The sequence below is a fragment of the Nocardia sp. NPDC003979 genome, assembly GCF_053605015.1.
The window spans coordinates 37,027-58,535 of sequence record NZ_JBSGIJ010000017.1 but is presented as its reverse complement, the minus strand read 5'-3'; the positions used below and the strand labels follow the sequence as shown (position 1 = coordinate 58,535).

25 protein-coding genes and 2 pseudogenes are annotated in these 21,509 nt (G+C 64.4%); 18 read left to right on the top strand and 9 right to left on the bottom strand.

The genetic code is table 11. The annotated features are described in order from the left end of the window. Window positions 1-174: 174 nt before the first annotated feature. From ACWEVR_RS27250 to ACWEVR_RS27240, 3 genes are all read right to left on the bottom strand, one after another. Window positions 175-381: a hypothetical protein gene (locus ACWEVR_RS27250; protein WP_133734201.1), complete on the bottom strand. Its 207-nt coding sequence runs from the start codon at window positions 379-381 to the stop codon at window positions 175-177. 278 nt (window positions 382-659) lie between these two features. Then, window positions 660-1,142 carry a hypothetical protein gene (locus tag ACWEVR_RS27245; RefSeq protein ID WP_452469234.1) on the bottom strand — a complete coding sequence of 161 codons (483 nt, stop codon included), beginning with the start codon at window positions 1,140-1,142 and terminating at the stop codon, window positions 660-662. Window positions 1,143-1,493: 351 nt separating this feature from the next. Continuing rightward, complete coding sequence (locus ACWEVR_RS27240; protein WP_084476169.1) at window positions 1,494-2,066, bottom strand: TetR/AcrR family transcriptional regulator; 573 nt, start codon at window positions 2,064-2,066, stop codon at window positions 1,494-1,496. Between the two features lie 91 nt (window positions 2,067-2,157). Here ACWEVR_RS27240 and ACWEVR_RS27235 point away from each other — a divergent pair. The 4 genes and pseudogenes from ACWEVR_RS27235 to ACWEVR_RS27220 all read left to right on the top strand — a co-directional run. Beyond that, window positions 2,158-2,457, top strand: a pseudogene (locus ACWEVR_RS27235) (alcohol dehydrogenase catalytic domain-containing protein); the annotation flags it as partial. Between the two features lie 88 nt (window positions 2,458-2,545). Further along, a complete protein-coding gene (locus tag ACWEVR_RS27230) occupies window positions 2,546-3,091 on the top strand; it encodes a zinc-binding dehydrogenase (protein ID WP_133734200.1) in 546 nt (181 codons plus the stop codon). Between the two features lie 147 nt (window positions 3,092-3,238). After that, on the top strand, window positions 3,239-3,688 hold the full coding sequence (locus tag ACWEVR_RS27225; protein WP_067488180.1) for a CBS domain-containing protein: 450 nt from the start codon (window positions 3,239-3,241) through the stop codon (window positions 3,686-3,688). Window positions 3,689-3,736: 48 nt separating this feature from the next. Continuing rightward, window positions 3,737-4,648, top strand: coding sequence for a universal stress protein (locus ACWEVR_RS27220; protein ID WP_067488178.1), 912 nt, complete (start codon window positions 3,737-3,739; stop codon window positions 4,646-4,648). Window positions 4,649-4,855: 207 nt separating this feature from the next. Here ACWEVR_RS27220 and ACWEVR_RS27215 read toward each other — a convergent pair whose 3' ends face one another. Then, the gene (locus ACWEVR_RS27215; protein ID WP_452469233.1) at window positions 4,856-5,371 is read right to left on the bottom strand and encodes a ClbS/DfsB family four-helix bundle protein; all 516 of its coding nucleotides are present in this window, start codon (window positions 5,369-5,371) and stop codon (window positions 4,856-4,858) included. A 244-nt stretch (window positions 5,372-5,615) separates the two neighbouring features. Further along, on the bottom strand, window positions 5,616-5,948 hold the full coding sequence (locus ACWEVR_RS27210) for a cupin domain-containing protein (protein WP_067488174.1): 333 nt from the start codon (window positions 5,946-5,948) through the stop codon (window positions 5,616-5,618). Window positions 5,949-6,220: 272 nt separating this feature from the next. Here ACWEVR_RS27210 and ACWEVR_RS27205 point away from each other — a divergent pair, with 272 nt between their 5' ends. The 9 genes from ACWEVR_RS27205 (at window position 6,221) to ACWEVR_RS27165 (ending at window position 12,843) form a co-directional block, all read left to right on the top strand. Further along, window positions 6,221-6,694, top strand: coding sequence for an RrF2 family transcriptional regulator (locus ACWEVR_RS27205; protein WP_067488172.1), 474 nt, complete (start codon window positions 6,221-6,223; stop codon window positions 6,692-6,694). A gap of 1 nt (window position 6,695) precedes the next feature. Then, window positions 6,696-7,919 carry a globin domain-containing protein gene (locus ACWEVR_RS27200; RefSeq protein ID WP_378666665.1) on the top strand — a complete coding sequence of 408 codons (1,224 nt, stop codon included), beginning with the start codon at window positions 6,696-6,698 and terminating at the stop codon, window positions 7,917-7,919. A 129-nt stretch (window positions 7,920-8,048) separates the two neighbouring features. Beyond that, window positions 8,049-8,474, top strand: a complete 426-nt coding sequence (locus ACWEVR_RS27195; protein ID WP_067488169.1) for a hypothetical protein — start codon at window positions 8,049-8,051, stop codon at window positions 8,472-8,474. A gap of 376 nt (window positions 8,475-8,850) precedes the next feature. Further along, window positions 8,851-9,291 carry a hypothetical protein gene (locus ACWEVR_RS27190; RefSeq protein ID WP_067488167.1) on the top strand — a complete coding sequence of 147 codons (441 nt, stop codon included), beginning with the start codon at window positions 8,851-8,853 and terminating at the stop codon, window positions 9,289-9,291. Between the two features lie 704 nt (window positions 9,292-9,995). Next, window positions 9,996-10,376 carry an alpha/beta fold hydrolase gene (locus ACWEVR_RS27185; RefSeq protein WP_452469232.1) on the top strand — a complete coding sequence of 127 codons (381 nt, stop codon included), beginning with the start codon at window positions 9,996-9,998 and terminating at the stop codon, window positions 10,374-10,376. 67 nt (window positions 10,377-10,443) lie between these two features. After that, entirely contained in the window at window positions 10,444-10,800 is a 357-nt protein-coding gene (locus tag ACWEVR_RS27180) for an alpha/beta fold hydrolase (protein WP_452469231.1), read from the top strand. Between the two features lie 65 nt (window positions 10,801-10,865). Further along, window positions 10,866-11,645, top strand: coding sequence for a flavin-containing monooxygenase (locus ACWEVR_RS27175; RefSeq protein WP_452469230.1), 780 nt, complete (start codon window positions 10,866-10,868; stop codon window positions 11,643-11,645). After that, window positions 11,645-12,391: a flavin-containing monooxygenase gene (locus ACWEVR_RS27170; protein ID WP_452469229.1), complete on the top strand. Its 747-nt coding sequence runs from the start codon at window positions 11,645-11,647 to the stop codon at window positions 12,389-12,391. Before ACWEVR_RS27175 ends, ACWEVR_RS27170 begins: the two co-directional genes overlap by 1 nt. Further along, a complete protein-coding gene (locus ACWEVR_RS27165) occupies window positions 12,391-12,843 on the top strand; it encodes a hypothetical protein (protein WP_378666670.1) in 453 nt (150 codons plus the stop codon). Before ACWEVR_RS27170 ends, ACWEVR_RS27165 begins: the two co-directional genes overlap by 1 nt. A 15-nt stretch (window positions 12,844-12,858) precedes the next feature. Here the strand turns inward: ACWEVR_RS27165 and ACWEVR_RS27160 are convergent, their stop codons facing one another. The 3 genes from ACWEVR_RS27160 to ACWEVR_RS27150 all read right to left on the bottom strand — a co-directional run bounded on the left by ACWEVR_RS27160 (window position 12,859) and on the right by ACWEVR_RS27150 (window position 16,123). Further along, the gene (locus ACWEVR_RS27160; RefSeq protein ID WP_452469228.1) at window positions 12,859-13,731 is read right to left on the bottom strand and encodes a PaaX family transcriptional regulator C-terminal domain-containing protein; all 873 of its coding nucleotides are present in this window, start codon (window positions 13,729-13,731) and stop codon (window positions 12,859-12,861) included. Between the two features lie 115 nt (window positions 13,732-13,846). Further along, a complete protein-coding gene (locus tag ACWEVR_RS27155; protein ID WP_378666671.1) occupies window positions 13,847-15,076 on the bottom strand; it encodes a saccharopine dehydrogenase family protein in 1,230 nt (409 codons plus the stop codon). A gap of 42 nt (window positions 15,077-15,118) precedes the next feature. Beyond that, the gene (locus ACWEVR_RS27150; protein WP_067488339.1) at window positions 15,119-16,123 is read right to left on the bottom strand and encodes an alpha/beta hydrolase family protein; all 1,005 of its coding nucleotides are present in this window, start codon (window positions 16,121-16,123) and stop codon (window positions 15,119-15,121) included. A gap of 915 nt (window positions 16,124-17,038) precedes the next feature. Here ACWEVR_RS27150 and ACWEVR_RS27145 point away from each other — a divergent pair. The 5 genes and pseudogenes from ACWEVR_RS27145 (at window position 17,039) to ACWEVR_RS27125 (ending at window position 20,610) form a co-directional block, all read left to right on the top strand. Then, complete coding sequence (locus tag ACWEVR_RS27145; protein ID WP_378666672.1) at window positions 17,039-18,307, top strand: saccharopine dehydrogenase family protein; 1,269 nt, start codon at window positions 17,039-17,041, stop codon at window positions 18,305-18,307. Between the two features lie 12 nt (window positions 18,308-18,319). After that, window positions 18,320-18,610 (top strand): hypothetical protein, encoded by a 291-nt coding sequence (locus tag ACWEVR_RS27140; protein WP_133734198.1) that lies wholly within the window; start codon window positions 18,320-18,322, stop codon window positions 18,608-18,610. A 203-nt stretch (window positions 18,611-18,813) separates the two neighbouring features. Next, window positions 18,814-19,162 (top strand): annotated as a pseudogene (locus tag ACWEVR_RS27135) (transposase); the annotation flags it as partial. Window positions 19,163-19,660: 498 nt separating this feature from the next. Next, window positions 19,661-20,125 (top strand): pyridoxamine 5'-phosphate oxidase family protein, encoded by a 465-nt coding sequence (locus ACWEVR_RS27130; RefSeq protein ID WP_067488151.1) that lies wholly within the window; start codon window positions 19,661-19,663, stop codon window positions 20,123-20,125. Window positions 20,126-20,409: 284 nt separating this feature from the next. After that, window positions 20,410-20,610, top strand: coding sequence for a hypothetical protein (locus tag ACWEVR_RS27125; protein WP_378666676.1), 201 nt, complete (start codon window positions 20,410-20,412; stop codon window positions 20,608-20,610). Window positions 20,611-20,869: 259 nt separating this feature from the next. On the opposite strand, the gene ACWEVR_RS27120 is transcribed toward ACWEVR_RS27125, so the two are convergent. Continuing rightward, the gene (locus tag ACWEVR_RS27120; protein WP_067488149.1) at window positions 20,870-21,163 is read right to left on the bottom strand and encodes a hypothetical protein; all 294 of its coding nucleotides are present in this window, start codon (window positions 21,161-21,163) and stop codon (window positions 20,870-20,872) included. Window positions 21,164-21,509 lie beyond the last annotated feature (346 nt).

The window sequence follows — 21,509 nt, the reverse complement described above, 5'->3', positions numbered from 1 at the left end:
ATCGCAACCCCACGACTACATCCCCTGAGACCAAGGCCGCAAGCGCGCCGTGCTCGGCGGAACCGACCGGGCTACAGCAACCCAGGTCGCCCGAGGACCCCGCCGTGTGGACACACCAGCAGACCGCCCTGCAGAGCAGGGTCGTAACCGAACCTGACGCCGAAGCCCGCGGGATCAGCGCGGGGTGGTGTCAGGGTCGTCGTCGGTCAGCGCGCGGACCACAGCGGCGGTCGCGGCGTTCTCGCGATGCGGCATCGGGGCGTGACAGTGGCCATCGGCGGGTGATCGAAGGCGCCGATCGCGAAGGAGGACAACAGCGATGACCTGGCCGCTGATCGCCACAGCCGCCGCCGAGACGGCGGTGCTGGCAGCAGTGCTCACTGCGTATTTCTCGGCGCGCCCGGTGACACGGTGGCCGCGGCAAGGATGGCGACGAGCAACCAGACGATCGCTGCGCCATTCACGACACCGCCGGCGATGCCGATCGCTACGACGAGCCCGAAAGGGCTGTCCGAGCTACCAGAGAGAGCCGGTGAGGACGCTGCCAGCAGCCCGCACAGCCAATCTGGGCTGCGGTGGCCAGACCCATCGGTGCGCGCGAACCATCCATGACCTCAACACGAGTCACTGCGCGACCCACCGTTTCGCCTACCGCACTGTCATCTCCACCGACGCCACAACCGGTCGCTAGGCATGCGGTCTCGCTGCCGGCCGATGGCAGCGCAGTGTGTGGGCAACTCGATCACAACGAGCGGGTCTGCTATGGGAACCTCGCAGTGGGGGAAGACCTGCTGGTAGTACGCCGAGAGCTCCTCGTGCTCGAGAGTCCCCACAAAAGCCACATGGGCGATCGCCTCCACCCCTCGGCCATCGCGGTGTATCGAGATCGGGTGCGGTGTTGTGAAGTTTCGCCACCAGGCTTTGGACTGGGCACGCGCGACCCGCACCACGATGGTGTCGCCGATGTGCGCGCATTGCACCGGCAGCGCGATGTGCCGTCCCGACCGTCGTCCTCGGTAGCGCAGCTCGGCCACATGGGGCACCAGCCGCGCCAGCAAAGGTACGCGCAGCGCCGAAACCACCAAGGATGCACCGATTCCAGAGGTTTGATAGTTCGCCGAGACGGTCATGACTGCGATCATCGCCTCACCCGAGCCTCGCACACCAGAAACCGAAGACCCTGAGGTGAGGGCATTTCGGACGGAATCATCACCTCGAGGTCGGTCTTTCGCTGCCCGAGGGCAGTCACGAGCGCAGCGGCGGTGGGGCGCTACGGCCTGGGCCATGCTCCTCCCCTGCCCTGACAAACGCCGCCGAGCCCGACACGGGAATCAGGCCGAGTTTCGATGCCCCATCGCCGGACCGGACACAGCAAAGATGTCGACTCCCAACGAGCCGCGAAGGACCGCGCTGAGTCCTCCTATCGCTGCCACTGGATCGTGGCCGTAACACCCCACCCTGACCCACCAGGACAACGCCGCCGGTCTTCCCGATCAACGGATGGCAGCTCCGCAATCATCGGGCTGTTCGCCTCCAGAGCGCCGACGTAGTCCCGCAAGGATGACCTCGGCGCGGGTATCTCGGCGCACCGGACACGGTGCGCTGTGCGCGGCGCTCATCAGATCGACGACAATGTGGACGTCGACCGATTGATCGAGCATCCCCGCTGCCCGGGCACGCTCCACACTGGGCCCGACGATCGCCTCTGTCAGCTCAGCGGCTTGGGCTGCGAGCTCGTGTGACTCGTCGGCCACGGCGTAGAAGAGTGCGAGGTCGGCGCCCTCGAGCACGCACCCGCGCCGAAAGACCTCGGCGAACGCGGCCCATGGGTCGTCGATGTCGCGGGCTCGCTCGGCTACCGTCTCCGCCTCCGAAGCCAGCTCTGTCAGTACGGCCGACAACAACTCGTGCCGGGTTCGGAAGTACCGGTAGAACGTGCTCACACCGACCTGGGCTGCGGAGATTACAGCATCGTTGGATGCGGTAGGGCCTTGGTCACGGAAGACCTCACGAGCGGCTGCCAGGATCTTCGTCCTGTTTCGTGTGACGTCGCGACGCTCTTTCATGCTCCGACCCTACTCGAAACGGTAGACCTACTCCTACTTTGTCGCTACCAGTCGAGAACTGGAAGTTCAACTCTCATTTTCAGGAGAGTTGGTGCGTCACCTCGTTCAGACACAGACAGCCGAGCTGGCCGTCGAGCTGCAGCACACCGATCCACCTCGGAGTAGCGCCGAAACCGCCCTGGTACGAGTCGAGGCGTTCGGTTTGAATCGAGCCGACGTGTTGTATCTGAAGTCACCCGAGGGCCGATGGCGCGTGGGCATCGACGGTGTCGGAACCGTTATCGGCGCTGCTGGCAACGGATCGGGACCGTCGGAGGGAACTCGCGTGGTCGTGCACCTGCCCGAAGGCGGCGCGGGGGCTGAGCAGATCTCAGTCGATTGGAAGAGGCTGGTGCCGCTACCCGAGGCAGTGGATACGGCGACCGCGGCGGCATTGCCGCTGGCGGGCATGGTTGCCCTGCGGCTGATTCGGGTTGCAGGTGACCTCCACGGTCAGCGGGTTCTCATCACCGGCGCTTCCGGTGGTGTCGGTTATCTGTTGGTGCAGTTGGCCCGCGCACATGGCGCGGAGGTCCATGCCATGGTCCGCGAGACCGAGCCGTCGAGGCATCTACTCGGCGCCGGGGCGCGTATTCACAGCCAGTGCCGCCGCCCCGAGTGGTCGATTCGATGTCGTCTTCGAGTCGGTAGGCGGACGCACCGCCGCTCACGCTGTTGCCGCTCTCGCGCCAGGGGGCCACGTCGTCTGGTACGGGCAAGCCAGCGGCGAACCGATCTCGCTCGACTTCTTCTCCTTCCTCACCGCAGGACAGGGCTTCTCATTCACCCACTTCGTGTACAGCGACGACGAAACCGATCCCAAGGAAGACCTCGAGGAACTGGTCCAACTGGCCGCGGCCGGAACCCTGACGCCACATATCGGCTCGATCGAAGACTGGGCGCACACCACCGCAGCCCTCGATCGCATCAATCAAGGCATTCAGCCAGGTAAGGCGGTACTGATGATCAGAGAGACGCGTAGATGAGCGGCATCGGCCTCGTCGCGAGTCTGCACAGGCCGAAACGTCCACTGTCTGAAGTTCCTCTGACGTGGTGACCATATGCCCTCGTAGACGACCCGCCACCGGTCGAATGATGGAACCGAGGACAACACCGAATCCAGGAGGCGCCCCATGACAACGACCGACGCTGTAATGCACGCCGACGTCACGTTCATCAGTGTGCGCGACACGATGGAGACCGCCGCCAGACGGATGCACCAACTCGACATCGGTGCACTACCCATCTGCGACGGCGAAGGACACCCGGTCGGCATCGTCACCGACCGCGACATCGTCCTCAAAGTCATCGCCCACGGCGAGAACCCCAAGACCACCACCGCCGGAGAACTCGCCCAAGGTGAGCAGTTGATCACCATCAAAACCGGCGCCGACATCGAGAATGCCCTGGCGGTGATGGAACAGCACCAAATCCGGCGGCTACCGGTCACCGACCAGGGAAAACTGGTGGGCATCATCACCGAAGCAGACCTCGCCCGTCGCCTACCCGATCACACGGTCGGTGAATTCGTCGACGCCATCTGCGCCAAGCACCTGCCCTCGACCACCAACGGCGAATCCTGAGGCCTGCCGGGCACCACTGCCAGCCCAACAGTCGAAGGGACCAAGGTCATGACCACCCATCACATCGACCCGCCGACAGAGGCTCCGGTCGTAGTCGGTATCGACGGCTCCGAAGTCGGCGCACCGGCCGTGCGATGGGCTGCCGAGACAGCCGCCGCACGCAATCGCCGCCTACGAATCGTCCACGCTGTCGACTTGACCGCCGCCCACATCCTGCTCGACCCTTACGAACTGCCGATGGCCTCGGTCACCGAGGCCATGCGCGACTTCAGCGCCGACTGCCTGGCCGCGGCGCGACGGCTGGCCCAGGCCGTCGATCCCGCGCTGGTCATCGAAACCGCAACCGTCGACGGCACCCCCGCCCCTGTGCTGGTCAAGGAATCCACGACCGCGCACCTGATCACTCTCGGCGCTGCGGGGCTCAGCGGAGGCGGCCTGTTCGGTTCCACACTGCTCGCCGTCGCCGCCCACGCACACGGCCTCGTGGTAGTCGTGCGCGGCTCCGAACCCGAACAGCCGAGCCGAGACTCCGGGCCCGTGGTCGTCGGAATCGACGACAGCGACTCCAGCCACGCTGCGGTAGGAGCCGCGTTCGCCGAAGCCTGTGAACGCCACACCGAACTCGTGGTAGTCCACTGCTGGAGCGACCTGCGGTTCGGATGGTTCGCTGGGCTACCCGACCTGCTCGACAGCCGCAGCGCCCAAGCCGACGCGCACGAGCTGATCACCGAGCAGCTGGCCGGCTGGACCGACAAGTATCCGCACATTGCCGTCGAACGGAAGGTCTACCTGTCGGGTCCATCCCATCATTTGATCGACTGGTCCAGATCGGCGCAGCTCGTCGTTGTGGGCAACCGTGGTCGCGGCGGCTTCCCCGGACTGCAGCTCGGCTCCACCAGCAACGCTCTGATCCAATGTGGCCAGTGCCCGATCATGATCGTTCACCCTCGGTCCGGGTGAGTCGGCAGAGTTGGAAAGCCGGTTCACGACGGCCGCGCTGGCAGCCGGCGAACTGATGTCAGTACCGAACCGCTGATCACCCGCAGTGCATCGGCTGATCACCATCGCCAGTATCAGCGCCGCTCTTGCGGTTTCGGCCCTTTGTGCTCGGATACCCCCGTCCCTGCCGGGTGTCGGGCTGACGGTCGCGGTGACCGCCGAACCTGATCAGTGCACGGTTGGATGCTCGCGCAGCCATGCACGAATACGCTTGCGCGCGTCGGTGTAAGGCGAGGAGGTGTTGAACTGGATCATCCGGCCGGCAGTGTACTTGCCATAGAACGGCGCACCGTACAGCTCGTCGTCGCTCATGGATCCGACCAGTGCGACAACCTGCTCTTCGGCCGCCGCGAAACGTGCCAGCAGATCTATCCACGACTCCGCGGCGTGGTCGCGATAGAACTTCTGAGCGAGTTCCCCGAGTTGGGTCCAGGTGAATCCTGGTGTGGGAAAGCTTGGTTCGATACCCCGCGCGCGCAACTCGAACCACGACAGCACCAGCTCGTTCCACCCGATCAGATACGCAACAAGGTCAGCTGGGCTCATCATCGTTCCCGCCGCATGCCCGGGCAACGACAACTCCCGCGCCCGTTGCGGCGCAACGCGGCCGAGGTCCAGAGTCAGCTTCTGATAGCAGTCGACGATGGCATCGAGCAACGCGGCCTTGGACTTCGGCACCGCCATTGAGTTCCTCACCTCCGTGGACCCACACCAGTCGAGTCGCAGGCCAGTCAGCGACACTCGACCTGACCCAGACCACACCGTAACCAAGCTCGCGACGCCGAAGCCTGGCGATGTCCTGCCAAGTGCGTATTGCACCCATCGCCTCGCCAGCACGCAGCCGAGGCATTCGATCGTCGGAGGAGGTGCCCCGCATCATCCGCGCCGAGACGCCGCGGAGCTGGCCCACGATGGATGCGTTCGGTCCCTAGCCCAGCTTCGCCACGGTTAACAACACTGCCGCAGCGTCGAGGGCCTCCAGCGAGTGCCGCATGTTGGGCACGATCAACACGTCTCCGGAACGACCTTCCCAGTTGTTCTGACCGGCAGTGAGCCGGACCCGTCCGTGCAGGACCTGAACAGTGGCCTCGCCCGGGTTTTCGTGCTCGTCGAGACGTTGTCCCGCCGCCAGTGCGATCAAGGTTTGGCGCAGAACGTGCTCATGACCGCCGTAAATCGTGCGCGCGCTTCGGCCACTCGACGCGGCGCTGGCAAGCTCGAGTTGCTGGCGCGCCAAGGCGGTCAGGGACATCTTCTCCATCGTGCACAACCTTCCTCATGGGTCTTCAGCTCAAACCGATCCTCGCCGGCGAAGCTCACCTGCAGCCCAACCACTTCGAGGTACCGCCACCACGCTACCGAGTCCAGCGCTTCTCCGACCGTCTCCGCAGGTGGTGTCCGCAACCTTGCTCAGGGGTTGGGGTGCGGGGCCGGTAGCACCCCGGATCACTTGGCCCGTGCACACATTGAGCCGGCGCGTAACACCCGTCACAAAACTAGTATCGCATCTGCGAATTAAAGTACGGTCTGGTCATGCAGCTCACCCGGTTCACCGACCTCGGACTGCGGATCGTCATGCGCCTGGCTGTGGCAGCCGATGGTGAGCGCCCCGGAAGCCGAAGCATCGCCGACGAGCTGTCGGTGTCCTACACACATGCCACGAAGGTGATCACCCGGCTCTCCGAGCTCGGCATCGTCGACGCGCGACGCGGACGCGGGGGTGGCCTGGCCATCACCGAACTCGGTCACACCGCCTCGGTGGGATGGCTCGCGCGGCGCCTCGAAGGTGAGGCGGAAGTGGTCGAATGCGACGGCGCCAATCCCTGCCCGCTGCGCTCGGGATGCTTGCTGCGCTCGGCGTTGCGCCGCGCCCAGGAGGCGTTCTTCGAGTCGCTGGACACCCTCACCATCGACGACCTCACCCAGACTCCCACCCGAGCCGTCCTGCTCGCCCTGCCTCCGCCGGTCGGCGCAGTCCCCCACATTTCGTCAACAATCGGAGAATGACATGCTCTCGCCCACCGCGACCGAGATGATCCGCGCCACCCTGCCTGCGGTCGGTGCTGCCATCGAGGACATCACGACGCTGTTCTACCGCAAGATGTTTGCCGCCCATCCCGAACTCGAACGCGACCTGTTCAATCGCGGAAACCAGAAACAGGGCGGCCAGCAGAAGGCTCTCGCCGGGGCCATCGCCGCTTTCGCGGCTCTTCAGTTGGAGCCCGATCAGGCCCGTGTCGATCTGATCCTGTCCAGAATCGCCAACAAGCACGCGTCGCTGGGAATCGAGCCCGCACAGTATGCGATCGTGCACACGCACCTGTTCGAAGCCATCGTCGAGGTGCTCGGTGACGCCGTCACCCCCGAGGTCGCTGCCGCCTGGGACGAAGTGTATTGGCTGATGGCGCAGACGCTGATCTCGATGGAAGCCGGGCTCTACCAGGCTGCAGGTGTCGCGGTGGGCGATGTCTGGCGTCAGGTGCGTGTCCGCGACCGCCGCCACGAGTCGGCTGACACGGTCTCCTTCGTGCTCACGTCGGTAGACGGTGCTCCCCTGCCGTCGTTTGCTCCGGGGCAGTATCTGTCGGTGGGTGTGCATCTGCCGGATGGTGCGCGGCAGATCCGTCAGTACAGCCTGTCCTCTGCACCCTCGCGCGATGACTGGCGCATTACCGTCAAGCGCGTCGACGCCCAGACGCTGGCGGACGGGTCAGTTATCCCGGCTGGCGAAGTATCGAACTTCCTGTTCCACAACGTCTTCGAAGGCGACATGCTGAACGTGACCACACCGTTCGGTGACCTGGTGCTCCAAGACGACGACGCGCCACTGCTCCTTGTCTCCGCCGGTATCGGCTGCACGCCGATGATGGGCATGCTCAGCCATCTCGCCGAAACCAATGACTCGCGTCCGATCTCGGTGCTGCACGCCGACCGCTCACCCAGCAACCACGCTCACCGTGCCGAACTGACCGAACTGGTCGAGCGTTTGCCGTTCGCGGTCATGCACCGCTGGTACGAGGACCTCGGCGCCCGCCGCCCCGAAGGAAGCCTTCGGCAGGGCCGCGCCGACCTCGGTGAGATCACCATCGCGCCAGGCACCAGGGCGTACCTGTGTGGTCCGCTGCCGTTCATGCTCGGCATGCGCGAGGCACTACTCGCCAAGGACGTGGCACCGGAGAACATTCACTACGAGGTCTTCGGGCCGGACAGCTGGGCGGCTGCCCCGGTGTGAGCAGCGCGCCGCTCACACCCCGACTCCTCGACTCGGGGTGCGACCGAGCTGAATTTCCCTGAATGACAGCGTGCCACCACGGTTGGGGGGAGCCCTCACCGTCTCGGCGCGTAGATCGGAAGGACCCACATGACAACCATGCACGCGGTCGCGATCGCGGTGACCTTCCTATGGCTGGGAATGGTGTTGGCCATTTCGTTCCTGGAGGCGCCGCTGAAATTCCGGGCACCCGACGTGACGGTGCGAATAGGGCTAGGAATCGGGCGACTTGTCTTCGGTGCCCTGAACCGCGTCGAGATTGCCTGGGCGGCAATACTGGTCCTCACCGTCATCGTCGGCGGTGCGCGGGCCGCGGCAGTAGCTGCCGCGATGACCGCGGTCGTGGTGCTTATCGTGCAGATGGCAGGTGTTCGTCCTTGGCTGACGCGTCGGTCCAATCGTGTCCTGGACGGCGAAGATGCTCCCCGTTCACGCGCGCATCACGTCTACGTCGGGTTGGAAACCGTGAAGGTTCTTGCGCTCCTCGCAACCGGCGTCCTCCTCCTTGGTGGGTAGGGGACTCTGGCGATCCGCGCACACAAGCAGCCACTATCGACGGTCAACTCCGTGTCGGCGCTGCTGCTGTGGGCGCGGACTGCAAGCAGCGAGGTTACTGCTGTCTGGGACTCGTCATTGAACTGTCAGTACCGGATCGTCACTTCGTGTCAGTAAATACGAGCACACCGACACAACCTGAGTCGTGATCGAATGGTCGGTAGCGCGCTTGCCTCGACGTCACCGGAGAGCGAACGGTTCCGGATCGACGCCCAGCTACGCGTTCGGTTGGCCTAGTGGCGTGGGAATGCCTCTGCACTGCACCGCGAAATGCGTCAACGTCAACCCGACGGCGGCGCACCGGCACCGAGTCTGTCGACGATCCATCGTGCGATCCGTGAGGACACGCGGCGACATCGCAGGTCTGCGCGAAGGTGAGCGGTCGCGACGCAACTTCGATGTGTTCCTCAGGCGGCCCAGCGCTGGCCAGTACCGCAATGCGGCATGGGAAACCGATCATGTGGACGCCGCGGTAGAGGTCGATGTCGATGGCCGGTTGATGAAACCGTGGGTGGCCTGGTTCGTCGACACCGCGTATTGCGTGATCATGGGTGCGGCGGTGACCGCAGAATCGAAGCGCGCAAGCCGAGATCGACTCCCGGTTCGGGTCCTCGGAGTCGTCGGGATCGACTCGGGCACCGTTGATCCCAGTCTGGGCATGGGTGTAGCGCGGTGCCCGACGCCGTTGCGCGAAGTCGACGCGGCAGCAAGGGTGCGGGTAGTGGCCAAGGCGGTCCTCCGCTCGGCGAACCCCTCGGCGGCCGCAAGCTCGCAGTAGTGCAGCGCTTGACGGTAGCGGCCCAGTTGCGCATGGCACAGCGCCGCTCGCGGCACGCCGTCGCCTACCTGCCGGGCTGACTTGAAATGTTCCGCCGCAGCGGCGATCGCGCCACGCGCTTCGGCATCTCGGCCCACCGCCAATGCCTGCTCGGCGGCCGGGACCGCAGCCCAGTCGCGATCGTGTTCAGCCAGCAGGACCGGATCTCCAGCGATATCGGCGGCCTTGGTCCGAGGACGCGGTCCGTGTACCGGCGGACCTCGTCCTCGGACGGCGTCGCGGCGGCGGCCGCGACAGCGGCGGCGATGACGAGAGCGTCGAACTTCTCGGGAAACAGGTGCATCGGATGCTCCTACTTCGTTCAGCTGGCGAGTAACCCCTACTTATTGGCAGTTGTCAGGTGACTGCGCGGCGAGTCTTCGGTGAGACGTACCTCTCACCTCAGGAACTAAGTATCACAGTATTATCGTTCGTATGATTAACGAGAGTACGATCTACGATAGATATAGCTGTGGGTCCATTTTCGAAGGGGGCGATGGCCGCGTTGATGATCGGCGCGATTGGTATCGGTGGGTCGTGACGCCGGAATTTGCTGGCGTCGAGTCCGTGGGTGATCACCACGGCGGGCAGGGCACGCTGGAGCTTGGCGGCAACGACGGTCTTGATGGCAGGGGTTGGACGGCCTGTCGCGGCAGGACTGTTCGATGCTGAGCTGGACGTCGCAGCGCTCAGCGGATGCACCGGTCTTTCTCGGAGGCGACGGCGAACCCGTTGTGCTGTTACATGGCGCGACGATGTCGTGGCGGGTCTGGGAACCGTTGCTTCCGTCGCTGGTCGAGCGGCATCGCGTATTGGCTCCGAACTTGCTGGCGCACATCGGCAACCCCGCGCTCACCGTTGTCGTCACGCTGGACGATCTCGTGGATGCGGTAGAGGTGGAGATGGATCGGGCAGGGTTCGGCACCGCGCATATCGCTGGGAACTCCCTCGGAGGGCTGGTGGCGATGGAGTTGGCGCGGCGGGGGGCGCGCGCGTTCGGTTTTCGCGATTTCCCCAGCCGGCGGCTGGACTCCTGCGGACGGTGAGGCGATCAGCCGGAAGGTCGCCAACCAGCAGTGGCTCACCCGCCGAGTCCATCGGCTGATTCCGTTCATGATGCGGTTCGAATGGGCACGGCGGCAGGCATTTCGGGATGTGGCACTTCGAGCGGACAAGCTCAGTCCTGCAGCGGCTGTCACCTCGTTGCAAGCAACTGCCGCGGCGACGATCTTCGAACGCATCACCGGCGTGGTGGTGGCCCGGTCCTATGGCGAGCTCGGCGCGCCGGTTCTGATCGCATGGCCCGAAGAAGACCTGATCATTCCGCTGCGTCCGCATGGGATGGGCTGGCGCGCCTTGGTTCCCGATGCCCGCTGGGTCGAAATCGGTGGTGTCGGCCACGTGCCGATGATCGATGAGCCAGATCTTGTGAAGCGCCTGCTCACAGATTGGATCGATGACCTGCAATAGATCAATGAGGGCGCGACAGCCCGAGATGTGAACGATTCAATGCAGATGACTAGTGAGGAATTCGAATGACACCGAACAGCACGCGAACCACAGGCCCCCGGAGGGCGGAGACCAACCACGTCGGAGTTCTGATCGTAGGCGCGGGCTTCTCCGGCCTCGGGACTGCTATCGGGTTGTTGCAGAACGGATTCGACGACTTGCTCGTCATCGAACGGGACGCTGAGGTCGGAGGCACATGGCGCGACAACGTCTACCCCGGCTGCGCGTGCGACGTACCGTCGCGGCTGTATTCGTATTCGTTCGCGCAGAAGCCGGACTGGAGCAGGCGGTTCGCGCCACAACAAGAGATTCTCGACTACCTGAACGATTGCGCCGACGACTTCGGCGTGCGCCGGCATATCGACTTCGATCGCGCTCTCGAGCGAGCAGACTGGGACACCGAACGCCAGCTGTGGCACGTGCAGACCAGCGCCGGGCCACTGATCGCGAACGTTCTGATCATGGCCCAGGGGCCCTTGTCCGAACCCGTCGTCCCGAGGTTGTCAGGTCTGGAATCATTCGGTGGCCCTGTGTTTCATTCCGCGCGATGGAATCACCAGTTGGACCTCGCGGGGCTTCGCGTCGGTGTGGTCGGTACCGGCGCCAGCGCTGTGCAGTTCATCCCACATCTGCAACGGCAGGCCGCGCAGGTCACGGTGTTCCAGCGGACGCCCTCATGGATCACGCCCCGTCGCGACCGTGCGATTCCCGCCTGGCGGCAGCGGCTGAACGGGCTGCTGCCGGTGCTGGACAGAATCTCGCGCGCCTGGGAGTACTGGCTGCGCGACTATCGATGCCGGGGCTGATGGGCAACAAGACCTGGCTCGAGATCGGTCGACGTGAGGCCCAAGAGCATCTGCGGAAACAGGTGTCGGATCCGATACTGCGTGCCGCGCTCACTCCCGACTACGATTTCGGATGCAAACGTGTACTGCTCTCCGACGACTACTACCCCGCGTTGACGCAGCCTAACGTCAGTATCGTCACCCAACCGATCGACCGGGTCGAGCCCGGGCGCGTGGTAACGAATGGCGCGAATGCCGAAATCCACGACGTGGATGTACTGATCTTCGGCACCGGATTTCACGTCACTGACAGTCCGTTCCAGCGCATCGTCTTCGGCACCGACAAGCGGAGCCTGGAAGAGGCGTGGCGCGACGGTCAGCAGGCATACAAGGGCACGACGGTCTCGGGTTTTCCGAATCTGTTCTTGATGGCGGGACCGAATACGGGAGTCGGCCACACCAGCCTGATCTACATGATCGAATCGCAGATCGCCTATCTGATCAGTTGTTTGACGATGATGCGGAGCCAGGGTGTCGCCGCCGTCGACGTACGCGTGGGCGTCCAGGCGGCATACAACGCCGGGTTGCAGCAGTCGCTCGAGCCATCGGTCTGGGCCAGTGGAGGCTGTGTCAGTTGGTACCAGGACCACCGGGGCAATGTCACGACGATCTGGCCGGGCCATACCTGGCGGTATCGGCGCGAGACCGCGGCATTCGATCCGCAGGCCTACGAGCTGATCCGAGCGGACGCAGTGACTCCGGTCTGATGAACAACGGTGCGGCTGGTCGCCGTCTGCAGGAACTGCGGCCAGCCCGGCGGCTGATCTTCATCGAGACGGTGAGCGCCGTGGTCCTGGGGGTGATTACCCTGTCGTTCTCGTACCCGGGCGCTGGTGAACCGCCGATATTGGTGCAGCTGTTGGGTTTGACGTTCCTGGTGGGAGCCTTCGCCGCGAATCTCCATGTGTGGCGCGGGATCATTGTCAGCGAGCTGATACCAGACGCTGGTGAAGTCTCCGCTGCACAACAGCTGCGTCAGCGGATGGCCGACGAGCAGCGACTGCGTAGGGCAGCGGTGATGTACCCGGTCGCGATCTTCGTACTCGTCCCACTGCCCACAGCGTGGCTGTGGTTCTGGTTCATCCTCACCATCATCGCCACGGCGGTGAGCGTTGTGGCGCTCCTGCGAATATGGCAAGCCGACGTACGTCGTCGGTAGGAACGGCTCGGGTGGTCAGCGGCGTAGTGTCGGGTCCGCGGCACCGCTGATCACGTCGGCGTACCAGCGGAACAAGCGAATGGGCTGTGTAGGTTCCGATTTCAGTAGCTCGGCCCAGCACGCAGCGGCTATGGCCCGCGCGGCGGTGCCGATCCAGGGCTGGGGAAGCAGTTGGGGTGGCAACAGCGGATCCGGTTCCATGGCACGGGTGAATTCGACGGCCAGAGCGACGGCGCTGGTCAGGCGCTCGGTGTGTGACGCGGTGCGCAATTGCACCAGGACGCGTTCGGCGGTATCGAGCAGGCGGCGATGGCCGTCGGCGATCTGCTCCAGCGGCCACAGCTGCTCGGCGAGGCCACGAGGGTCGCTGATACCACCGATCTCGAGACCGGAGCTGGTCAGCATGGTGACGTGGGCGACGATACCGAGTTCTGTCGCGGTGGACCGTATCCGGTCCTCCCATGGATTCGCCGAGACGTAGAGCCCGCCCTGGATCGGCACACCGCCTAGGCGCACGATGGCATCGCGCATCGCATCGCGGGCCTGTCTCGCGGACTCCGGAACGCCGAACGCGGTCAGATGCCACCGCCCGTCCCAGCAGACCTGCCCGCGGTCCTGGTCGTACATGTACCGGACGAATTCGAGATCGGGTTCGATCGTGGCGCGGGTGAGTTCGGTGGCGCGCAGGACTGCTTTGCGTCCGCGACCGTCCTGTGTGAACCGGCCTTCCGCGCTCAGACGTTTGATGCACAGCCGAACTTGTTGATCACTCATACCGAGCGCATTGGCGACGTCGTACAGTTCGCCGGCATCGATCGTCGCGTCCTCGCGGATCATGCTTTCGACGAGGACCCGGGTGGAAATCTCGGTTTCGTTGCCGTTGTCCATCGCTCACCTCGTCTCCGTGCACAGCACCGCACTGTACTCGTTCATTCAGTGTACTCTCGCGGACTTTGCGATCGTCGGTCGTGCGCACGAAGTCGGGTTTCGTGCGCACGACCGATTACGCGATCGATTCCTGCTCGACCAGGTAGATCGGCGATCCGGCGTCGCGGCCGAGTACACTATTCAGATCGTCGAAGAACCGGTGCGGATCGATGACCGCTTCGGGGGCCTGAACCCCCGGGGTGCGTGCGGTGCCGTCGATGACCTGAGACATGCCCAACGCCAACGGGATTCCGGTTGCGCGAGCCATATCTCCGAGGAGGCTTCGAACCGGATCCGTGCTGGGTCCGGTCAAGTCGAGGTGCGCGAGGACTCTGTGGTCGCGGCCCTGTTTGGTGCCGGTGGCGGCAGCGAAGAACGGCGGCAGCGTGCCGGGCCCTTTGGTTCGCAGGGCCGTCGGTATCGCCCGGAGGCCGCGGAATGCGTTGGGCTGGGCCATTTCCATCGCAGCGGTTTCGTTGGTGAGTTTACCGCTGTCGATATCGCGGCGCAGGGTGTCTAGGTAAGCCACAGTCCACGGCTTGATAATCATCAAGTTGACTGCGCTGCCACGAGGTTTGACGGTGCGGTGCAGGGTGATCGGCTCCGGATGGCCGACGGTGTACGCGGTACCGCGCCGACCGCCCGGCAGGGCGAGGGTGACTGGGCTCAGTGGGCGGTGGTCGGCCAGTCGCCCGTCACGAACGGCGGTGATCGTCCCGCTGGATTGCTGCATCCAGTGCACCGCGGCAGCGGTCGGGCTGCCGTCCGGTCCGAGGAACAGGTCATCGCCCTCGGTGTCATTACCCGCCCCGTCGACATCGACCGGCCACGCGGTGTACAGGTTCTGCACGGTGTCGAGTTCGGCGGCGGCGGTGACCGCGAGCAGATTGCTGATTCCAGGGCTCGCGCCCATGCCGACGACGGCGCACACGCCCTGATCCCTTGCGGCACTGTCGAGTTCGAGCATCTGCAGTGTCGGTTCCCAGTCATCGCAGATGTCGAGATAATGGGTTCGAGTCTCGATTGCCGCCCTCAGCACGGTCAGGCCGAAGCGGTAGTAGGGGCCGACAGCATTGAGGACCAGATCGACTTCGGCGAGCGCCTTGCTCAGTGTCACGTCGTCAGTGACATCGACTTCGATCGCTCGTACCGGCACCGAGGACCGTGCCAGTCGACGCGCCAGCAGTCGGGCGGCACCGAGATCGCGGTCGGCGATCACGATCTCCTCGACTCCCGGCAGCGTGAGCGCTGTGTGTACCGCAACCGCTCCCATCGCACCAGGGCCACCTAAGGCGAGGACTCTCATCGTCGCATTCCTAACTGTTGGTTTCTCATGACCTGTGTTGAATCAGCGGGCGGGCTGTTGCTCGACGTAGCGACGGAGGTTGTCGAGGTATCCGGATGCGTACAGTGCGCGTGGGGCGAAGAGGGCGACCGCGACGGTGCGCAGTCCCTGGTCGTTGTCGAGGTCCGCCTTGACGATGTTGTGGGACGCGTCGGGGTACTTCTCGATGGTGAGTAGGTCGCGCGGCACCAAGTCTTCGTAGACCTGGGCAGTCTCGGAGACATCGACGTTGAGGTCTTGTTCGCCGAGGACGAGGAGGACGGGGATCTTGACCTGCGGTAGGAATGCGGTCACGTCGGAGAGGTAGTTCTTGCCGACGAAGCGCCAGCGATCCTCTGACATGGGCGAGGAGTCGACTCCGGAGGCGATGTACTGCTCGTAGGTTGCGTTCTCGCGGAGCAATCGGAGGGTGTCGTTGCGTCGTCGATAGGCCGAGTCGATATCGGCGGCGGGGGCGTCGCGGTGTCGTAGTTCGGCCGCGGTGTTGTATTCGCCTTGGCGCTGCCAGTTGATCGCCGCGCCGACCAGGATCATGAACTGCAGGTCTGGATGGCGGGAGGCGACTTCGGGCATCACCCAGCCCGCCTGGCTGATGCCCCACATTCCGAGCCGGCGCGGGTCGATGTCGTCGCGGCCGCGTGCCCAAGCGATGGCGGCTTCGGTTTCGACCGCCCGGTCATGCATGCTCTGGTCCAGCCAGTTGCCCGGCGCCTCATTGACGCCAGGTTTGTCCCAGGACAGCGAGGCATATCCAGCGCTCGCGAAGGACTCCCAGATCGGGCGATAGAACGAATCCCGGGTGGCGTCGGCGGGGCCGTCGCCGTGCACGAATACGACCAGCCCGTAGGGGCCCTTCTTGTTCTTTGGCAACACCAGCGTGGCATGCAAGGGCTGAACGGAGCCGGGGATGGTGACGCGCTGCTCTTCGATAGCGAAGTCGTTGCCAACGAACACCCACACGACCGCGGACCCCAGCAGGGCGATGACACAGCCGGTTGCGATCACCAATCGCCGCATCCAACTACGCCGCGGCCTGTAGGCCGTGTCCGGGTCGATCGAGTTGCCGCGCTCCAAGCCGTAGGAAATCACAAAACTATCGTAGCAGCAACGAACGTTGACGACGTAATAGCAAGACGAGGATGCGGACTCACCGTGGCCGGACAGGCTGAGCGGCGCGCAGGTCCGATGACGACATACATCACTGGAACAGTCAACGGGGCCTGGCACGCAGGCCCAGGTCGTCCTCGCCGCATGCTGGACGCAATTGATGCACCGCGAAACGCTGCTACATGCCTGACCTTGGATGTTTCACAGCTACGCCGATGTCATCCGGCGGGTGAGCACAGTCGGCGACTCCCCGGACCGATGGCATCGCGCCCGCAGACGGGCAGCTGACCGCCGGTGTCGAGATGTCAGCGTGACCAGGGCCAGCGAGGTCGTCGCCACTGCCGGGGCGAACCAGAACTCCACCTACCTCGGCGGGGCGGCATCAACACCACGGTCGCGCCGACGATCAGCGCGGCGCCGAAGCGGACGCGACATTCGTCGCGGCGCTGCTCGCGCAGTCGAGTCGACGCTGGCAGTTCCGATGACATCAAACCGTCCGCGATCATCCGGCGCCAGCAGGCGAGCCTGAGCGCGGGGGCTGCCATCAACAACGAAAGGCCCAATAGCTGCACTTCTTCCGGCGCGACGGCCGTGCCCGGGTCATGAAAGGCGGCGTCATTCCTATGCCGTCACCACGCCTCCCCGGCTGCCATCACTCGCGCTGGGCGGCCGCCGCCGGATTGCCCGGCGGCAGTTCTCATTCGTGGTCAGCGCAGTGGGCTCTCGTGTTCATTCCTCAGGGAAGCCAACCCGATTCGATCATGATAGAGTCGATCGTATCTGGAACGAACGTTTAACGCTGGGGAGATCGATCGTGTGCGTGTTCTTGCATTAGGCGGAGCGGGGGCGATGGGAGCCGCCGCTGTTCGAGCTGCAGCGACACTGCTGACCGTGACTGAAATCGTCGTAGCCGACCAGGATCTCGCAGCCGCCCGGGCACTGGCTGTCGAGCTCGCCGGGCGCGGTGTCGTCGTCCGCGCTCTGCGGGTGGACATCACCGACCCCGATGCACTCAACGGCGCCATGCACACCGCTGACGTCGTGCTCAACACCGTGGGCCCCTATCACCGGTTCGGGCCGACGGTGCTGCAGGCAGCGATCCTGACCAGGACTCACTACCTCGACATCTGCGACGATGGTGAACCCACCACGCGCATGCTCGATCTGCACGATGCCGCCAAAGCCACGGGCGTGTGCGCGATCGTGGGGATGGGGGCAAGCCCAGGTGTCAGCAATCTGCTCGCGCTCACCGCAACACGCGGCTTGCAACGGGTCGACAACCTCTACACGGCTTGGCCCGTCGACGTTCCCGAATCTGCCGGAACCGTGGGTCCGCCAGGACCAGACGGCATAGCAGAGGCCGCAGCGGTTCATTGGATGCAACAGATCAGCGGCACCATCACGGTCGTGCGCAATGGCGAGCTGGCCGAGGAGCCGCCATTGCGCGCAGTGACCCTGGACCTACCCGGCGGTCGCGGTGGCGATGCCTACACGGTCGGTCACCCAGAACCGATCACTATGCACCGCACCCTGTTTCCTCACGGTGAGGCAGCCAACCTGATGGTCGTCACACCAGGAACTGCGGCCTTCCTCAAAGTGCTGCGCACAGACATCGACAGCGGCAGACTCACCAACGAGTCCGCCGCGCACGAAGTCACCAAACCCAGCCTGTCGCGGATACTCCGGTCGCTGACCCGGATCAGCTCGCGCACATCCCACGGCACACTGCCGCCGTTCTTCGCCGCAGCAACCGGCCACACCGGCACACACGACCGCACCACCATCGCCTACCTCGCCGACACCGGCGAAACAGCGCGGTTGCTCGCAGACAGGGCCAGAGCCACGGGAATTTCCCTGGCATTAGGACTGTCTCAGCTCATCGACGGCACAGCCCGAAAACCCGGCGTGTACCCACCCGAAGCCATCATCGACGCCGACCGCTTCTTCGGCGACCTCGCTACCCGCCTCGGAATGAGCCCGGCTGTGAGTTTGTTCGGCGTCGAGCACACACCCGACCAGGCCGCAGCGACGCCCCGAGACCGAATCGGCCGCATGGGACGTGCCAGCTCATCCCCGATCCGCTGATCAAGGAGCACCATGTCATTACACATCACCGCACCCCGAACCCGCGTCACCGCGATCGCGACAATTCTGATCGGCTCGCTATTCGGTGTCGCGATCAGTTCCTGCACCGACCCGGAGGCCTCCGCCATGGCGCGGTCGACGGCAACTGTGGAGACCCGCACGGTCGATCCGATCAGTCAGCGGCTACCGCACGCGGCACCGACCACCACGCCCAGTAAGACGCGCCCACCCAAGTGGCGACGCGTGCCGCGCCCCGACGGCCCGGGCTGGACAGTGTGCCCTCCCCGCGCCAAGAAATGCTGATGCGTCGGCACGGAAAGAGGGCCCGCGGCTACACGTACTTGGTACCGCATGGAAGGGCAGTGCCGCACCGACGTCGAACCTCATGTGCACAAGCTGATCCGGCCGTTGGGCGAGTAGATCGACCGCGTACTTCCTCACCGGAAACACCGCCCTGTAGTCGACCCTGAACAGATAGGTTGTGCGCGATAAATCTTTGAGATGGTGCCGGACAATTGCTGTCCACCGCGGGCGACAACTTCGAACTCAGGCGCTCGAAGCCCGCATTCGCGCACCTGGTCGGCGCCGCGATCCTAGCCTCTTCGGGACGCACCCACCGCTACGGCCTCATCCGCGGCGGCGACCGCGCCGCGAACAACGCACTGCACACCTTCATCCTGGTCCGCGTGCGCCACGACCCGTGCACCCGTACCTATGTCGAACACCGCACCAAGGAAAGGACTTTCGAAGAAGGAGATCATGCGCTGCCTCAAGCGAGCAGTCGTTCGCGAGGTCTACTGCGTACCGGCGATCCCACCATCCGGCGCCATCAACGAACTTGCTCCTGTCGCTTGACATCTAAGCATCACTCCGATTTCGTCTCGCACCACTGCAATCGACCCGCGCCGTCGCCGCACTGGCCACGATCCGAAAACGCGCACCCAACGCAAGCGCCTGACCCGCCCGGCAACTGCACGGCTTGTTCACAGTCGCCACCGACAATGTCAGCTGTGACGCGCCGCTACTGACAATCCATGACGAGAGCTACTGACATCAGTGACGAATCCGCAGGTCGCCAACTGAGATCGATTCGACGAATCTCACCGCTGCCTGAAGGAGCCGAACAACCGGCGGTTCCACAGGTGCAAAGCGGTTAGATTAGGACTGGGCGCTCTGAAGGTGGACCTCGGGAAGGCGAGAGAGCCGAGGCCGACGGTCGCGGGCCGCCCACCTTACGGTCTACGAGCTCCCTTCTGCGATCGTTTTGACCAGGGAGCGCCACCGAACAGCGACGGGTAGGCGCAATGGAGGGCGTACGGACAGGCCGATGTCCACGACAGGAAGGCGAAGACAATGGGAAGCGACGACCCGAGTGTCAAGAAACTCGCTGTCAACGAATGTTGGGCGCTACTCCGAACCGCGGAGGTAGGCCGCCTCGCCGTATGGGTGGATGACCACCCGGACATCTTCCCCCTCAACTACGCGGTCGATCACGGAACCATTGTGTTTCGATCCGCACGCGGTACCAAGGTGTCCGCCGCGTTGTCGGATGCGCCCGTCGCACTGGAAGTCGATGGCTACATTTCTCAGTCTCACGAAGCCTGGAGCGTGGTGATCAAGGGACGTGCCGAAGGGATCCGGGAGATCGGGGATCTGATGGACACCGTGGATCTTCCGCTCTTTCCCTGGCAGGGCGGTGCGAAGGATTTCTTCCTCCGACTCGTACCCACCATGGTGACCGGTCGCCGGTTTGTTGTCGCCGACCCGTCCGCTTGGCAGAATCCCTTCTCGAGTGTGCGACGGTCTCCTATGGAGTAAGGCACATTCACAGCGATGGCGCCCGCGTGCAGGATCGAAAATGTGCTGTTCGACGAGATTGGGGCGTCGGGTGCACCTGCTTGCCGGACCGTTCGCACGCCCCTGCCAGCGCAGCGAACAGCAGGATCGCGGAATCTCGGCCGCCCTTCTGATGTCGGGTGCCCTACCGAACTACCCACAGCCCCGCCCTCAACGAAGCGCCTCTGACCAGCTAAAACAGCTTGCATGGCAACTAAACCACCAAAATAGCGGTTAATGACCCCGGTCTGGTCAACTCTGCAAATATGACCCACTCACGTAATCGGACACCGAGTACGACGAGCATGGATCTGACCAGCACCGGCATCATGTTGGCCACCTGCGTGTTCTTCCTGTTCGGCCTGACCGCCCTGACCGGATCGTTCTTCCTCGCGATCGCCGCCTCCCTCGGCTTGGCCGCGGCCATGATCGCCTCGACCAAAATGGTCGGACTCGACCGCCTCTAGCCTCGCCGGACCTGCGCCTACTCGATCAGGTTCGCGCTCTTGAACCAGTCGTGGGCGACATCGGCAGGACCTTCACCGTAGATGTCGACGCGACCATGAGTTCCCGCACCACATCATCGGTCAGCCGCTCGGAGATCGTGCCGAGCTGGGACCGCAACTCCGGAGCGCTTCGAGGACTGCGCCGCGGACCACAGCAGTGCCGCTGAGGGCAGAACGACTTCTTGCTGTGTTCGGTGGCGGGAAGACGGGCAGGTCGCGGCTACCGGGTACGAGGCGAGAGGGTCGCCTCGGTGAAATAGCGAAGGGCGCCGCTGGCCGTGATCTGCTCGCGCCAGCTTCTGGTTCGCCGATACCCGGACGCGGCCAGAGTGCGATCGAGCCCATCGAGATCGGCGGCTGTGCCGGGCTGCATTCGCAGAGTCCGCGCCCAACCTGAGGTCCTGGATTCGGGGCCACCGGCGATGTCGCTGCTGTAGACATCGGCGGCGCTGCCACCCACCTCGAGGCGGGCAATGACGTAGAACTCCCCATGCGGCGCCGAGGTCGCTTCCACAGCCTCGCCCCGGTTCTGCGGGGCCGTGCGTACGGTCCCGTGATCGTTTGCGGAGCAGCCAGGCCTTGCGTCCACTGGTCGCCCATTGCCATGTATGCAGCAACGGTATGGCGTATCCGAATCTGGGCGAACACGAGAACCGTCCAGCGAAGCTACGTCCGTACGCGAAATGGGTCCTGTCAGCCGACAACTGGTCATCTGATCACCTCACAACTTTACGGTCGACGCAGTCTAACGCGACTCGCACCACACCACTGCGAATCTCTGGCAAATAGGGCAGAAGGCCCCTGCGAAAGGTCCGGCTGGAGCAGATGGCAATTGCCCGGCACCCGATAGAGTCGGGCTG

What these genes read in the sequence shown, in the direction of transcription:
- ACWEVR_RS27245 (WP_452469234.1), bottom strand. Translation starts at nt 1,142, where the DNA reads ATGATCGCAGTCATGACCGTCTCGGCGAACTATCAAACCTCTGGAATC.
- ACWEVR_RS27240 (WP_084476169.1), bottom strand. Translation starts at nt 2,066, where the DNA reads ATGAAAGAGCGTCGCGACGTCACACGAAACAGGACGAAGATCCTGGCA.
- ACWEVR_RS27225 (WP_067488180.1), top strand. Translation starts at nt 3,239, where the DNA reads ATGACAACGACCGACGCTGTAATGCACGCCGACGTCACGTTCATCAGT.
- ACWEVR_RS27220 (WP_067488178.1), top strand. Translation starts at nt 3,737, where the DNA reads ATGACCACCCATCACATCGACCCGCCGACAGAGGCTCCGGTCGTAGTC.
- ACWEVR_RS27215 (WP_452469233.1), bottom strand. Translation starts at nt 5,371, where the DNA reads ATGGCGGTGCCGAAGTCCAAGGCCGCGTTGCTCGATGCCATCGTCGAC.
- ACWEVR_RS27210 (WP_067488174.1), bottom strand. Translation starts at nt 5,948, where the DNA reads ATGGAGAAGATGTCCCTGACCGCCTTGGCGCGCCAGCAACTCGAGCTT.
- ACWEVR_RS27205 (WP_067488172.1), top strand. Translation starts at nt 6,221, where the DNA reads ATGCAGCTCACCCGGTTCACCGACCTCGGACTGCGGATCGTCATGCGC.
- ACWEVR_RS27200 (WP_378666665.1), top strand. Translation starts at nt 6,696, where the DNA reads ATGCTCTCGCCCACCGCGACCGAGATGATCCGCGCCACCCTGCCTGCG.
- ACWEVR_RS27195 (WP_067488169.1), top strand. Translation starts at nt 8,049, where the DNA reads ATGACAACCATGCACGCGGTCGCGATCGCGGTGACCTTCCTATGGCTG.
- ACWEVR_RS27185 (WP_452469232.1), top strand. Translation starts at nt 9,996, where the DNA reads ATGCTGAGCTGGACGTCGCAGCGCTCAGCGGATGCACCGGTCTTTCTC.
- ACWEVR_RS27180 (WP_452469231.1), top strand. Translation starts at nt 10,444, where the DNA reads ATGATGCGGTTCGAATGGGCACGGCGGCAGGCATTTCGGGATGTGGCA.
- ACWEVR_RS27175 (WP_452469230.1), top strand. Translation starts at nt 10,866, where the DNA reads ATGACACCGAACAGCACGCGAACCACAGGCCCCCGGAGGGCGGAGACC.
- ACWEVR_RS27170 (WP_452469229.1), top strand. Translation starts at nt 11,645, where the DNA reads ATGGGCAACAAGACCTGGCTCGAGATCGGTCGACGTGAGGCCCAAGAG.
- ACWEVR_RS27165 (WP_378666670.1), top strand. Translation starts at nt 12,391, where the DNA reads ATGAACAACGGTGCGGCTGGTCGCCGTCTGCAGGAACTGCGGCCAGCC.
- ACWEVR_RS27160 (WP_452469228.1), bottom strand. Translation starts at nt 13,731, where the DNA reads ATGGACAACGGCAACGAAACCGAGATTTCCACCCGGGTCCTCGTCGAA.
- ACWEVR_RS27155 (WP_378666671.1), bottom strand. Translation starts at nt 15,076, where the DNA reads ATGAGAGTCCTCGCCTTAGGTGGCCCTGGTGCGATGGGAGCGGTTGCG.
- ACWEVR_RS27140 (WP_133734198.1), top strand. Translation starts at nt 18,320, where the DNA reads ATGTCATTACACATCACCGCACCCCGAACCCGCGTCACCGCGATCGCG.
- ACWEVR_RS27130 (WP_067488151.1), top strand. Translation starts at nt 19,661, where the DNA reads ATGGGAAGCGACGACCCGAGTGTCAAGAAACTCGCTGTCAACGAATGT.
- ACWEVR_RS27125 (WP_378666676.1), top strand. Translation starts at nt 20,410, where the DNA reads ATGACCCACTCACGTAATCGGACACCGAGTACGACGAGCATGGATCTG.